Origin of the sequence: Embleya sp. NPDC127516 (assembly GCF_044765325.1) — a bacterium.
Classification (GTDB): Bacteria; Actinomycetota; Actinomycetes; order Streptomycetales; family Streptomycetaceae; genus Embleya.
Genome location: NZ_JBIWJT010000070.1, coordinates 1 through 13,722 on the forward strand (window position 1 = coordinate 1; position 13,722 = coordinate 13,722).

Annotated in this window: 8 protein-coding genes; 4 read left to right on the forward strand and 4 right to left on the reverse strand. The window is 73.0% G+C overall.

Going from position 1 to position 13,722, the window contains the following annotated elements:
- The first annotated feature begins 231 nt into the window (after window positions 1–231).
- The 3 genes from ACIRL2_RS50720 (at window position 232) to ACIRL2_RS50730 (ending at window position 3,401) form a co-directional block, all read left to right on the forward strand.
- Window positions 232–1,581, forward strand: coding sequence for an MFS transporter (locus ACIRL2_RS50720; protein ID WP_395873752.1), 1,350 nt, complete (start codon window positions 232–234; stop codon window positions 1,579–1,581).
- Window positions 1,578–2,573 carry a TolB family protein gene (locus ACIRL2_RS50725; RefSeq protein WP_395873751.1) on the forward strand — a complete coding sequence of 332 codons (996 nt, stop codon included), beginning with the start codon at window positions 1,578–1,580 and terminating at the stop codon, window positions 2,571–2,573. Before ACIRL2_RS50720 ends, ACIRL2_RS50725 begins: the two co-directional genes overlap by 4 nt.
- An 84-nt stretch (window positions 2,574–2,657) precedes the next feature.
- On the forward strand, window positions 2,658–3,401 hold the full coding sequence (locus tag ACIRL2_RS50730; RefSeq protein WP_395873750.1) for a glucose 1-dehydrogenase: 744 nt from the start codon (window positions 2,658–2,660) through the stop codon (window positions 3,399–3,401).
- Window positions 3,402–4,095: 694 nt separating this feature from the next.
- Here the strand turns inward: ACIRL2_RS50730 and ACIRL2_RS50735 are convergent.
- From ACIRL2_RS50735 to ACIRL2_RS50750, 4 genes are all read right to left on the reverse strand, one after another.
- Window positions 4,096–4,890 carry an SDR family NAD(P)-dependent oxidoreductase gene (locus ACIRL2_RS50735; RefSeq protein WP_395873749.1) on the reverse strand — a complete coding sequence of 265 codons (795 nt, stop codon included), beginning with the start codon at window positions 4,888–4,890 and terminating at the stop codon, window positions 4,096–4,098.
- A 182-nt stretch (window positions 4,891–5,072) separates the two neighbouring features.
- On the reverse strand, window positions 5,073–6,587 hold the full coding sequence (locus ACIRL2_RS50740) for a M1 family metallopeptidase (protein ID WP_402242518.1): 1,515 nt from the start codon (window positions 6,585–6,587) through the stop codon (window positions 5,073–5,075).
- Entirely contained in the window at window positions 6,587–10,468 is a 3,882-nt protein-coding gene (locus ACIRL2_RS50745) for a Pls/PosA family non-ribosomal peptide synthetase (RefSeq protein ID WP_402242513.1), read from the reverse strand. The genes ACIRL2_RS50740 and ACIRL2_RS50745 overlap by 1 nt, the downstream gene beginning before the upstream one ends.
- 842 nt (window positions 10,469–11,310) lie before the next feature.
- A complete protein-coding gene (locus tag ACIRL2_RS50750; protein WP_395873747.1) occupies window positions 11,311–12,192 on the reverse strand; it encodes a sigma-70 family RNA polymerase sigma factor in 882 nt (293 codons plus the stop codon).
- Between the two features lie 287 nt (window positions 12,193–12,479).
- On the opposite strand from ACIRL2_RS50750, the gene ACIRL2_RS50755 reads away from it, so the two are divergent.
- Window positions 12,480–13,163, forward strand: coding sequence for an FMN-dependent NADH-azoreductase (locus tag ACIRL2_RS50755; RefSeq protein ID WP_402242515.1), 684 nt, complete (start codon window positions 12,480–12,482; stop codon window positions 13,161–13,163).
- The last annotated feature ends 559 nt before the right edge of the window (window positions 13,164–13,722 follow it).

Sequence of the window (13,722 nt, forward strand, 5' to 3'; positions counted from 1 at the left end):
GGGGTGTGGGGTCGTTCGCGGTCGAGGTGACCGCGACCGATGCGGCCGGCGCGAAAGCCACCGCAGCGTTCCCCTGGAATGTCACCTGGTTCTGACCGCCGGCAGGTCACCGGGCTCCGACCGCCGATCCCTGCCCAGGTGACCCACTTCGAGTGTGCCGAGCGCCCGAACCGGCGCTCGGCACCCAGGACTTGCCCGTACCCCGCGCCGAGCCGCAGCCGGAGGCCCCGGATGTACCTGTCGTCCAGCCGTTCCGCCGATCTCGCCTCCGGGACGCGCGCCGCCCGCGCGAAGGCGCCGCCCGCGCAGGGTGCGTCGCCGCCACCGTCCGGACGCGGCGCCCGTCGGGTCGCGCCCGTGGTGCTCACCCTGGGCGTGGTCTCGCTGGTGACCGACATCTCGGCCGAGATGGTCACCGCGGTGCTCCCGGTCTACCTCGTGCTCGGACTCGGGCTCTCCCCCATGGCGTTCGGCATGCTGGACGGGCTGTACAACGGCGCGACCGCCGCGTCCCGGCTGCTCGGTGGCCATGTCGCGGACCGATTCCGCCGGCACCGGACGGTCGCCGCGGTGGGCTACGGCATCTCGGCCGGCTGCAAGCTGCTGCTGCCCGCCGCAGGCGGGGTGTCCGCGATCGGCGGGGTGCTCGCGGCCGATCGCGCGGGTAAGGGCCTGCGTACCGCGCCGCGCGACGCGTTGATCTCGATGGCCGCGACACCGGCGGACCAGGGTCGGGCCTTCGGTGTGCATCGGGCGATGGACACCGCCGGCGCGCTGTTCGGGCCGCCGGTCGCGCTCGCGGTGTTGTGGGTGACGGCCGACGCGTACGACGCGGTGTTCGTGGTGAGCTTCTGCCTGGCCGCGTTCGGTCTGCTCGTCCTGCTGCTGTTCGTCCGCGATCCGACGCCGGACGCGGCCGGCGAGGCGGGCCGGCGGGCACCGCGCACTCCGGTACGACTGCGCGACGCGGCGGCGATGTTGCGGGTGCCGGGCTTCGCCCGGGTGTGTCTGGCCGCGCTGCTGCTCGGCACGGTCACCATCGGCGACGCGATGCTCTACCTGGTGCTGCAACGGCACACCGACCTGTCGCCGCACCTGTTCCCGCTGTTGCCGCTGGGCACCGCGCTGGTCTTCCTGCTGTTCGCCGTCCCGGCCGGCACCGCCGGGGACCGGTACGGACGTGGCCGGGTCTTCCTGGTCGGCCACCTCGCGCTGCTCTGCGGCTACCTCGCGCTGCTCACCCCGTTGCCCGACCTCGCGCTGATCCTGGTGATCCCGGGGTTGCTCGGCCTGTTCTACGCGGGCACCGACGGCGTCCTGATGGCGCTGGCCGCGCCGGCCGCGCCGGCCCGACTGCGCGGCGGCGCGCTCGCCCTCGTCCAAACCGGACAGGCCGCCGGCCGGGCACTGGGCGCGGCCGGATTCGGCGCCGCCTGGACGCTGTACGGCCCGCACACCGCCGGCGTCCTGGCCGCCGTCGCGCTGGCCCTCGCCCTCACCGGCGCGACCGCACTGCTGGCCGGCGGCACCCTCACGCCGGGCGGCCCTCGCCCGGCCGCGTCGAGAAGGGCATCCCGATGACCCGCACCACGCGCCTGACCGTTCTGGCCCTGGTCACCGCGCTGCTCGTCGGCCTCGCGGTGGTCTATACGCTGCGCGCGGCGGGCGACGCGCGGGCCGGCCGGGACGGCGACTACACGGCGCTGAGCCTGGACCGACCGGGCCGGATCGTGTTCCGCAGCACCGCCGCCGACGCCGGCCGAGACCACGTCGCGGCGGTCGACGCGGCCCGTCCTGCACGGCGCGACGTCGCCTCGCGCCGCTGCCTGGTCTTCCACGCCGCGCACGGCACCGGCGTGTGCCTGCAACCGGCCAGGCTCGCGCTCGGTACCTACGACGCCGTGCTGTTGGACGCGAACCTGCGCGAGAAGGGCCGCCACGCGCTGGCCGGGACACCCTCACGGGCCCGGGTCGCGCCCAGCGGACGACTGGTCGCGTGGACGTCGTTCGTCAACGGCGAGTCGTACGCGGGCCTGAACTTCTCCACCCGGACCGCGATCCTGGACACCCGGACCGGCCGCCTCGACGACAACCTGGAGTCGTACGCGCTGTATCGCGGCGCCGAGTCGATCCACGCGCCCGACGTCAACGTCTGGGGCGTGACCTTCGCGGCCGACGACAACACCTTCTACGCGACGGTGGCGACCGGCGGGCGCACCTGGCTGGCCCGGGGCGATCTGGCCGCGCGCACGTTGCGCACGGTGCGCGAGAACGCCGAGTGCCCGTCGTTGTCCCCCGACGGCACCCGCGTCGCGTACAAGAAGCGGGTTCCGGGGGCGGACGCCGACCGGCCCTGGCACCTGTTCGTGCTGACCCTGGCCACCGGTGTGGAGATCGCGCTCGCCGAGACCCGGACCCTGGACGACCAGGCGGAATGGCTCGACGACGGCAACGTCGTCTACAGCCTGCCGGGGGATCTGCGCGGCGACGTGTGGACCGCGCGCGCCGACGGGACGGGGCGGCCGACCCTGCTGATCCCGCACGCGTTGTCCCCGGCCGTCCTGCGCGGCTGAGTTTCCGGGCCTCGTGGCCGGCGAAGGCTTCGACCGAGGCGAAGCGGTCGGTCTTCGCCGTCGTCCACGAATCGGAGGTCCGACGTGTCGGTGCTCGAGGGCAAGGCCGCAGTGGTCACCGGTGGTTCACGCGGGATCGGTCGGGCCGTCGTGGAACGCCTCACGCGGGACGGCGCGCAGGTGGTCTTCGGTTTCGCCCGGGACGAGCGGGCCGCCGAGGAGGTGGTCCGGGCGGTCGCGGCGGCCGGCGGCCGGGCCCGGGCGGTCCGGGCGGAGCTGAGCGAGCCGGGCGCCGCCGAGGCGTTCATGGCGTCCGCCGACGAGCATCTGGGCGGACTGGACATCCTGGTGAACAACGCCGGTGTCGGGGCCGTCTCGACACCGATCGCGGACTTGGCCGAGGCGGAGTTCGACCGGGTGATGACGGTCAACGCCAAGGCCGCGTTCCTGACCATCCGATACGCGGCCCGGCACATGCGCGACGGCGGACGGATCGTCAACGTCTCGACCCTCAACACGATCCGGCCCGCCCCCGGCATCGCGGCCTACGCGGCGAGCAAGGGCGCCCTGGAGCAATTGACCACCATCGCCGCCCACGAACTCGGCCCGCGCGCCATCACCGTCAACACGGTCTCCCCCGGCGCCACCGACACCGACCTCCTCCGCTCCGCCAACCCCGCCGAGGTCCTGGCCACCGTCCCCGCCCTGACCCCCCTCCGCCGCCTCGGCCACCCCACCGACATCGCCGACACCATCGCCTTCCTCGCCGGCCCCGACGCCCGCTGGATCACCGCCCAAAACATCCACACCAACGGCGGCCTGGGCTAACCCACCGCCCTCGACCACCCTTGAAAACAACCGAACCCGCACCCCCACGCCCAACCCCGTCCAGCACGCGAGAACAACCCAACCCCACCCCAACCCACCCAACCGGGCCAACCCCCATCAGCCCGTCCGGCGTTCGAGGACAACCCAGGCCCCACGCGAACCCCACCAGCCCGTCCGGCGTTTGAGGACGCCCCGGAAACCACCTGGCCCGCCCCCGAGCCGGGGGCAACGAGTCACCCTCCGCAAGCCGCGGACCAAAGCACGGTCAAACGAAATCAGCCCGTCCGGCGTTCGAGGACACCCGAAAGCCCACCCCGTCCGGCGCATGAGGACAACCCGAGCCCACACCAACACACCCGACCGGGCAAAGCCCCTATTCAGCCCCTCCGGCGTTCGAGGACACCCGAAAACCCACCCCGTCCGGCGCATGAGGACAACCCGAGCCCACACCAACACACCCGACCGGGCAAAGCCCTCATTCAGCCCCTCCGGCGTTTGAGGACACCCGAAAGCCCACCAACCCACCCGACCCAAGCCAACCCACCCAGCCCGTCCGGCGTTTGAGGACACCCGAGAGCGCACCGGACCATCCGACTCGAGCAAACCCCCAGCCCGTCCGGCGCGTGAGGACGAGCACACCCCGACGAGCCCGACTCAGGCAGCCTTATCCAGCCCGTCCGGCGCGTGAGGACAATCAGGCCCCGTCCACCCCGTCCGCAGGACGACGATGCACAACCCGAGCCGACGTCTGATCCCGCGCCAGCACCAGCATCGAGTCGATGTTCACGTGCGGCGGCCGCGTCGCCACCCACCCCACACACTCCGCGATGTCCTGGCCCACCAGCGGCGTCATCCCCGCGTACACCGCCGACGCGCCCTCCGCGTCACCACCGAGCCGGTTGAGCGTGAACTCGGTCTCGACCATGCCCGGGTCGATCTGGCACACCCGCACCGGTTGCCCACGCAACTCCAGCCGCAGCACCCGCGTCATCGCGGTCACCGCGTGCTTGGCCGCGTTGTACCCCGCGCCGCCCTCGTACGGCTCTCGCCCGGCCACCGACCCGATGGTGATCACCTGGCCGTCCCCGGACGCGATCAGCAGCGGCAGGAACGCCTTGGTCACCCGCAGGGTGCCGAGCACATTCGTTTCGTACATCGCGGTCCACGCCGCCTCGTCGGCCTCCGCGACCGACTCGGTGCCGCGCGCGATGCCCGCGTTGTTGACCAGCACGTCACAGCGGTCCACCGCGGCGGCGAACGCGGCGATCGAGGCCGGATCGGACACGTCCAACGGCAGCGCGCGACCTCGGCCCGCGCAGCGCTCGACCACCTCGTCCAGCCGGTCCTTGCGGCGCGCGCCGAGCACGACGTCGTAGCCCAGACCCGCCAGATGCACGGCGGTCGCGGCCCCGATCCCGCTGCTGGCGCCGGTGACCACCGCACAGCCTCGGTACGGCGTCGTGGGGTTCGCGGTCTCGCCCTGGGTCATCGCGCGGTTCCTCTCATGCGTGGCGGCCACCGGCGAACCACCCGTGCGGTTCCCGCGACCACCTTGCCGGTCTTCCCGCACCGTATGCCGGATCGACGCGACCCCGCATCGCCGCCCCCCACTTCGCAGGCCCCCACTTCGCAGGCCCCCACTTCACCGGCCCCCGCATCGCCGACCCCGCCTCACCCCGAGGAGGATCCGCCGTGCCCCGACGTCCAGGGCCACCCCAGCCGACCCCGCCGCGGAGGCAACGCGTGCGGCTCGGGCGTCTCCGGCCCCGCAGGCGACTCCGACGACACCCCCGGCAACGGCGGCAGCCCCTCCCGAAACAGCCACGCCTCGAACAACTCGTCCAACGGCCGCGAGGCATACCGCGCCACATGCGCGACGAAGTCCTCCGTCGTGACCACCCCGTGCCGATGCGACGTCGCCCAGTCCCGCAACATGGCGAAGAACGACGCGTCGCCGAGCGCACACCGCACCGCGTGTACGGTCAACGCCCCCCGGGCGTAGATCCGGTCGTCGAAGATCAGCTTCGGACGCGGCGCCCCGAGCAGCAAATCCTGGGGCAGACTGCCCAGTTGCCCGTGCTCGACGGCGGCCTGCACGGCGGCCTTCCGCCCGCCCGACCGCTCCGCCCACAACCACTCCGCATAGCGCGCGAAGCCCTCGTTGAGCCAGATGTGCCGCCAGCTCGCCAACCCCACGCTGTTCCCGAACCACTGGTGCGCCAACTCGTGGGCGACCAACCGCTCGGAGCCGCGCGAGCCGTCGACGTGGTTCGCGCCGAAGGTGGCCAGTCCCTGCGCCTCGATCGGGATGTCCAATGCGTCGTCGGTGACCACCACGGTGTACTCGCCGAACGGGTACGGCCCGAACAACTCCTCGAACAGCGTCATCATCTCCGGCTGCCGCGCGAAGTCGACCAGAAAGCGCGGCACCAGCCGAGCCGGCACGTGCGCGAGCTGCGACACCCCCACGTGCGGTTCCAGCGGCCCGATCGTGTCGTAGCGGCCGATCGAGACGCTGACCAGGTAACTCGCGGTGGGCGCGGACTGCTCGTAGACCCACGTGGTGTTGCTCGCCCGGGTACTGCGGGTCAGCAGTCGGCCGCTGACCACGACGGTGTACACCGACGGTGCGGTGACCGAGATCTGGTACGCGGCCTTGTCGTCGGGCCGGTCGTTGCACGGATACCAGGACGGCGCGCCGATCGGCTGGCCGGCCACCAGCGAGCCGTCGGTCAGTTCCTCCCAGCCGACCCCGCCCCACGGACTGCGCACCGGCTTCGGATTGCCCGTGTAGTGCACCTCGACGGTGAACGCGGCCCGCGCGCGGATCGTCGTACCCGGCCGCACCCGCAACTTGCCCGCACGGTGCGTGTAGTGCGCCCGGCGGCCGTCCACCAGCACCCGCCCGATCCGGAACTCCGCCAGGTCCAGCGCGAATTCGTTCAGCGGCCGATCAGCGGCCAGCGCGCCGATCCGGGCGGTGCCGGCCAGTCGGTTGGGCCCGGGTCGGTAGTCCAGGGTCAGTTCGTAGCGGTGCACGCGATAGCGCGGGTCGCCGTGTGTGGCGAAGTACGCCTCCCCGGCGCCTGAGCGCGGCCCCTGGTCGATCACCGATTCGTGCTCCGTCCCCGTCGCGCCCACCGTCGCGGGACGGGCCGTTTCCCGCGACGCCGCCTCGAAACGCATTACCGTCGCCACGCCTCGATCGGATTGCCCAGCCAGCCGGTGTCCTCGGGAACCGTCTCGCCGCGCATCACCAGCGAGGCGGGACCCAGCGTGCTGCGCGCCCCGATCGTGCTGCCCGGCAGCACGATCCCGCGCGGACCCAGCGTGGCGCCCTCGCGAAGGATCACAGTATCCATCCGCATGATCCGGTCGTGGAAGAGATGCGTCTGGAGCACACAGCCGTGCCCCACGCTCACCGCGTCCTCCAGCGTCACCAGGTCCGCCTCCGGCAGCCAGTAGCTCTCGCACCACACACCGCGCCCGATGGATGCCCCGAGTCCGCGCAGCCACGCGTTCATCACCGACGTGCCGGGCACCCGGCCGATCAACCACGGCACGGCCAGTACCTCGACGAAGGTGTCGGCGAGTTCGTTGCGCCACACGAAGCCGCTCCACAGCGGGTGCTCCACCGGCCGGAAACGACCGACCAGGAGCCACTTGGCCGCGATCGACACGACACACGCGAGCACGCCGCACCCGAGCAGGACCACGCCGGACAGCAGCGCGGCCAGGATCAGCGAATGGCTGCCCAGCCAGGCCAGCGCGGCCAAGGTAAGCACGGCCAGCGCGGCGGAGCACAACACCGGTACCGCGCGGCACAGCTCGACCAGGCCGCGCGCCCAGCGCAGCCGGGCGGGCGGGTCGTAGGTCAGGCCCTGGTCGGCGACGTCCGCCGAACGCGGCAGGCGCATCGGCGGCATGCCCAGGTACGAGCCGCCCTTCTTGGTCTTCTTCGGTGTCGCCGACAACACGCCGACCAGGCCGCGCGCGGGCACCGAGCGGCCCGGCGCGGTCATCCCGGAGTTGCCCAGGAAGGCCCGCTCGCCGATCTCCGCCGCGCCGATCCGGATCCACCCGCCGCCGAGTTCATAGGAGGCGATCAGCGTGTCGTCGGCCAGGAAGGCCCCGTCGCCGACCGTGGTCAGGCTGGGCAGCGCGAGCACCGTGGAGGCCTCGACCCCCTTGCCCACCTTCATCCCGAGCGCGCGCAGCCACACCGGCGTGAACAGGCTCGCGTACAGCGGGAACAGCTTGTCCCGGGCCAGGTCCATCAGCTGGGTGACGGTCCACGCCTGCCAGCCGATCCGGCCGTGCAGCGGGTGGTAGCCGGGCCGCAGACCCAGGCTGAGCAGCCGGACCAGGAGCACGATGGACAGCGCGTACACCAGCGCGAACGCGGCCACGGCGGGCACCAGCGCGAGCAGCGCTCCGGTGAGCGCGGCGCCGAGACCGGCACCGGGACGCACGAACGCGCCCAGGATCGGCAGTACGGGCAGCGCGGCCACGATCGGCAGGAGGCTCGGCAGCAGCCCGCTCGCGCCGTACAGCACCACCCAGCTCGTCTTGCGCGGCGGACGTTCGCCCAGCCGGCTTCGGTCCACCTTGCCCAGTCGTATCGCCGGCACCCCGCCCCAGCGGCGGCTCGGCGGCACGTTGCCGGTGACCGCGGAGCCCGCCGCCACCTCGGCCGAGCGGCCGATCCGGGCGCCCGGGAAGAGCGTGCTGCGGGTGCCCACGATCGCGCCGGCGCCGACCTTTATCGCGCCGATCTCCAGTCGGTCGCCGTCCAGCCAGTGGCCGGACAGGTCCACCTCGGCCTCCACCGCGCAGCCCCGGCCGAGCTTGAGCAGGCCGGTGACCGGCGGCAGGGTGTGCAGGTCGACGTCCTGGCCGACCTTGGCGCCCAGCGCCCGGGCATAGCGCAGCAGCCAGGCCCCGGAGAGCGCGGTCGCACCGCTGACGTCGGCCAATTGTTCGGCCGCCCACAGCCGCAGGTGCACACCGCCGCCGCGCGGATAGCTGCCCGGGCGCAGCCCGCGCAGCAGCAGTCGGGCGCCGCCGGCGGCGATGGCCACCCGGCCGGGCGGGCTGAACAGCGCCGCCCAGCCGGCCGCGACCCACCACCAGGACGCGGTGGGCGCCCACGGGTGGCTGCCGAACCAGGCCGCGACATTGCCGAGCGCGAGCAGGCCGACCGTCCAGCGCAGCCCGACCAGGGTGAACAGCGGGATCAGCATGAGGAGCTGCGCGATCCGGGCCCGGGTCGGTGTCGGCGCCACCTTGCGCGCCGCGCCCGCGTCCTGTGCCGAGCGTTCCAGTCGGCGGGCCAGCTTGCGCAGTGTGGGCTGCTGGTAGATATCCGCGACGGCGGCCGCCGGATATCGCTCACGCAGCAGGGTGGTCAGCCGGGCGGCGGCCAGGCTGTTGCCGCCGATCGCGAAGAAGTCGTCCTGTGCGCTGTCCGGGGCGATGCCCAGCACGTCGGTCCACTGCTCGGCGAGCCAGGCCTCGGTGCCGTAGAGCTGTTCGGTGGGTCCGGCGTCCTCCGCGTCCGCGAGCGGCCACGGCAGCGCGTCCCGGTCGACCTTGCCGGAGGTACGGGTGGGCAGGTCGGCCACCGGGGCGAGCCGGGGCACCAGGGCGGCGGGCAGCTCGGCCCGCAGCCGGCGTACCGCCTCCTCGCGGTCCCAACCCTCGCCGGTCACCAGATAGCCGACCAGGAGCTGGTTGCCACCCTTGACGGTGCGTACCGCCGCCGCCGCGCCCACCACGCCGGGCAGCGCCTGCAGGGCCGCGTCGATCTCGCCGAGTTCGATCCGCCGGCCGCCGAGTTTGATCTGCTCGTCGCCTCGACCGACGAAGACCAGGCCCTCGGCGTCGGCGCGGACCACGTCACCGCTGCGGTAGGCGCGGTCCCAGCCCATCGACTCCAGCGGGGCGTACTTCTCCGCGTCCTTGGCCGGGTCCAGGTAGCGGGCCAGGCCGACGCCGCCGATCACCAGTTCGCCGGTCTCGCCCATCGCGACGGGCCGGCCGCCGGCGTCGACCACGGCCAGTTCCCAGCCGTCCAGCGGCAGGCCGATCCGGACGGGACCCTCGCCGGTGAGCAGCGATCCACAGGCGACCACGGTCGCCTCGGTCGGGCCGTACGTGTTCCACACCTCGCGGCCCTCGGCGACCACGCGCTCCACCAGCTCGGGCGGGCACGCCTCACCGCCGAAGATCAGCAGCCGTACGTCCAGCAGCGCCTCGGTCGGCCACAGCGCGGCGAGCGTGGGCACCGTGGACACCACGGTGATCTCCTGCTCGGCCAGCCAGGGCCCCAGGTCGGCGCCGGAGCGCACCCGCGAGCGCGGCACGGTGACCAGGCACGCGCCGTACCGCCAGGCCAGCCACATCTCCTCGCAGGACGCGTCGAAGGCGACCGACAGGCCCGCCATCACCCGGTCGCCGGGGCCGATCGGCTCCTCCTGGAGGAACAGGCCGGCCTCGGCGTCCACGAAAGCCGCGGCGTTGCGGTGGGTGACCGCGACGCCCTTGGGCTTGCCGGTGGAGCCGGAGGTGAAGATGATCCAGGCGTCGTCGCCGGGGCCGGGACGGGCGGACGGCGCGGGGTCGGCCTCCCGGATGACCCGCAGCTCGCGGTCGGCACCGAGCACGGCGCGTACGCCGGCCTCGCCAAACACCAGGTCGGCCCGCTCGTCCGGGTCCTCGGCGTCCACCGGGACGTAGGCGGCGCCGGCGGCCAGCACGGCGAGGATGGCGACGTACAGGTCGTTGCTGCCGGAGGGCACCCGAACACCGACCCGGTCCCCGACGCCTACGCCGGCCTCGGCGAGGCTGCGGCGCAGCGCCTCCACCTCGGCGGCCAGGGCGCGGTACGTCAGCGTCCGCCGGCCGTCGTCGAGGGCGGGCTCGTTCGGGTGGTCCCGGACGGTGGCGTCCAGGATGTCCACGAGGGTGCGGGGCGCGGGGGCGGGGCGCCCGGGGTAGACGGCCGGGGTCGGCGTCGGTGCGGTGCCGGACGGATCGTCCGCTCGTACTGGTAGCGCGATGGCCATGAATTCCTCATCATCCCTGGTCCCCGCTACGGCCCATTGGCAGGCGCCCGGGGAGATGTCGCGTCCCCGGTCCCTGGCCGGCCGGGTCGCTTCTCGAGCGTGGCAACCCGACCGACAGTAGCTCCGTTCGACGCGGTTCGACGACCTGAGATGCGATCAACTACCGTTAAAACAAAGGCATCTGACGCATCGTCATATATGATTTGACGGCTCGTCAGATGCCACCATCCCCTACAGGCAAGCTTCTTGACGACCCGTCAGCCCAGAACCCGACTTACGCACCACACCTCACTCCTGTGACCCACACCACACCGTAATCCCACCCCATCCACCCCGCCCCCGGGGCTCCCCCGGACGGATGACACGCCGCACAAGCCCCCGAACGGGCTACAAACGGTGCCCGCCACGACACACGGGGTACGCGCGGGGCGGTACCGGCGGGCCGCAGATCGCGCCCTCACCCGGGGTACGGAGGGCACGATCGCCGGCCCGCGGATCGCGTCCTCGCGGGTGACGACGGCCGAGGTGTGCCCGACCACCTCCGGTACCGACCCCGGGTCGACCGGACGGCCCAGGCTGCCGTGCGCGCTCGGCAGCACCATCACGTTCCGTAGTCACCCCGGTCGGGCCAATTTCAGGCCGGGCGGGACGGCCCGGCCGGCATCTCGGGGAGCCGCCCGGGGCACCTCGTGGGGCCGCCCGGGCACCCTCACAGGCCGTCCGGGCGTCTCGCGAGGCGCACCCCGGCGGTACGACCGGCCGGCCCGATCCCGTTGCCGATCCCGCTCCCGGGATCCGCGCCGGCCGGTCCGGTCGTACCTCCTCCGTTCCGAAATCCGGTTTCAGCCGAGCCGGACGGCGAGCGGAAGGTGGCTCAGCCGAGCCGGGTCGGCGATCACGTCGATCTCGGTGATCCGCCCGTCCACGATGGTCAGCCGCAGCACCAGGAAGAGCCTCCCGTTCGGGGCGATGACGATCCCCGGCCTGCCGTCCACGAGCGCCACGTCGCCCACCCGGGCACGGTGCGCGAAGACCCTGGTCTCCTCGGCCACCGCCCGCGCGCCCCGGACATCGGTGGCCACCTCGTCCGGTACGGCGAGCCGGTCGGCGCGGCGTACCACGTCCGGCGCCAGCAACTCGACCAGCGTGTCCAGATCGCCACCACGCGCGGCGGCCAGGAACGCGTCGACCACGCCGTAGTCCCGAGCCAGATCGACCTCGTCGACCGTCGCCACACCGCGCACCCGCTCCCGCGCCCGACTGGCCAATTTCTTGCTCGCCACCGACGACCGCCCCACGACCGGCGCGATCTCGGCGAACGGTACGGCGAACAGGTCGTGCATCACGAAGGCGACCCGCTCGGCGGGCGTGAGCCGGTCCAACACCACCAGCAGCGCCTGACCCACCGACTCGGCCAGCACCGCCTCGTGTTCGGGCTCGACCCCGCCCGGCCGCTCCGACACCGCCTCGGGCATCGAGGCCAGCGGTTCCTCGCCTCGGGTCCGCCGAATCCGCAACATGTCCAGACACACCCGGGCGACCACGGTGGTCAGCCACCCGGCGAGGTTCTCGACGCCGTCCACGCCCGCCCGGTCGACCCGCAGCCAGGCGGCCTGTACGGCGTCGTCGGCGTCGTCCAGCGAGCCGAGCATCCGGTAGGCGACACCGCGCAGATGGTCGCGATGCGCCTCGAAGCGCACCGCCAGGCCCTCGTGTCCGTTCATGGTCACCTTTCCCGTCACGCATCAGTCAAAGGGGAGACGGACCACTTCGCACAACGCCGACGGCAAGGAGACAACAGGCGAGTTTACCGTCGCCGCACCCCCATCCACGCGGCCGTACACCCGGCTCACCCCATACCCGCCGGGCCGGATCGAACCGGTTCGCGCGGCACCCCGTGCTGCCCGATCCGCGCCCCGGCGCCGCCCGGTCCCCACTCACCCGATCGGCACCCGCCCGATCCGCACACGCTCGATCCGCACACGCTCGATCCGCACCAAGGAGAAGCCCGATGAAGTTCTTCCGACTCGACTCCAGCATCCGCACCGAGGACTCGGTCACCCGAACCCTCGCCGATCTCGTCGAGGCGGAGTGGACCCGCGCCTACCCGGTCGCCGAGTTCGTCCGTCGTGACCTGGGCCGTCGCCCGCTGCCGCAGGTCTGGCCCGTCGCCGAGGCGAGCCGTACCACCGAGGAGGCCGACCGCACCGACGAACAGCACGCCGCCACCGCGCTCGCCGCCGAACTCACCGACGAGCTCCTCGCCTGCGACGCCTTCCTGCTGGCCGTACCGATGTACAACTTCGGCGTCCCGCAGCAGGTCAAGGCGTGGTTCGACCTGGTCATCACCGACCAACGGGCCGCCGACGTCACCCGGCCGTTGCTCCCGGGCCGCCCCGCCGTACTGGTCGAGGCCCGAGGCGGCGGCTACGCCCCCGGCACTCCGCGCGCCGGCTGGGACCACGCCACTCCGTACGTCCTCCGCATGCTCACCGATGTCTGGGGCCTCGACGTGGTCACCGCCCGCGCCGAACTCACCGCCGCGGACGTCAACCCGGCCATGACGGAACTCAGGCCGCTCGCCCACCGCCTCCTCACCGAGGCCCAAACAGCAGCGACCGAACACGCCCGGTCCATCGGCGAACGCCTGCGCACCGCACCGAGCGATCGCACCCCGGCCCCGGCCACCGCCTGACCCGGGGCCGCCGGGCCCTCGCGGCGCGGGCAGCTCCGGCTGCCCGCGCCGAGACGGTCGCCGCCGTCATGACACGACTCCGGTCGCGTCCTGATCGACGAACCGGTCCTGGGTTCCCGGACCAGGCCGAGGAGGCCGGCGCCGATCGTCCACCGCTCCACTGATGCACCGTCAAGGCCCGGACGGCGAAAGGCTGCTGCGCTTCGATGCGGAGGAATGGGAGCTTGTCGCGACCGAACGGGCAGGGCAATGACCGGGGTCCGCACCGGCTGCGGCCTAACTCCGCCGCGAAGAAACGCAGTTCATCGCCGTTCCGGAAGCCGGCCAAGCTCCGAGCCTCGGCCGTTCTCACGTCAACCCGCTACGGGCGCGTTGTTACAGAGCCTGCGCGTTCCCGCGCCGCTCGCGCGCCCAACCTGTTGCCGGGATGTCCGGTGCGCCCCGGCGGAACCCGCCCGGCGTGCGGGCCGTTGCGGGCGTCCGGGGCGTGCCGGGATGTCCGCTGTTCCCTCTCGTGACCATGTCACCGGTCTGCGACAGCGGCGTCGTGGACCGTCGA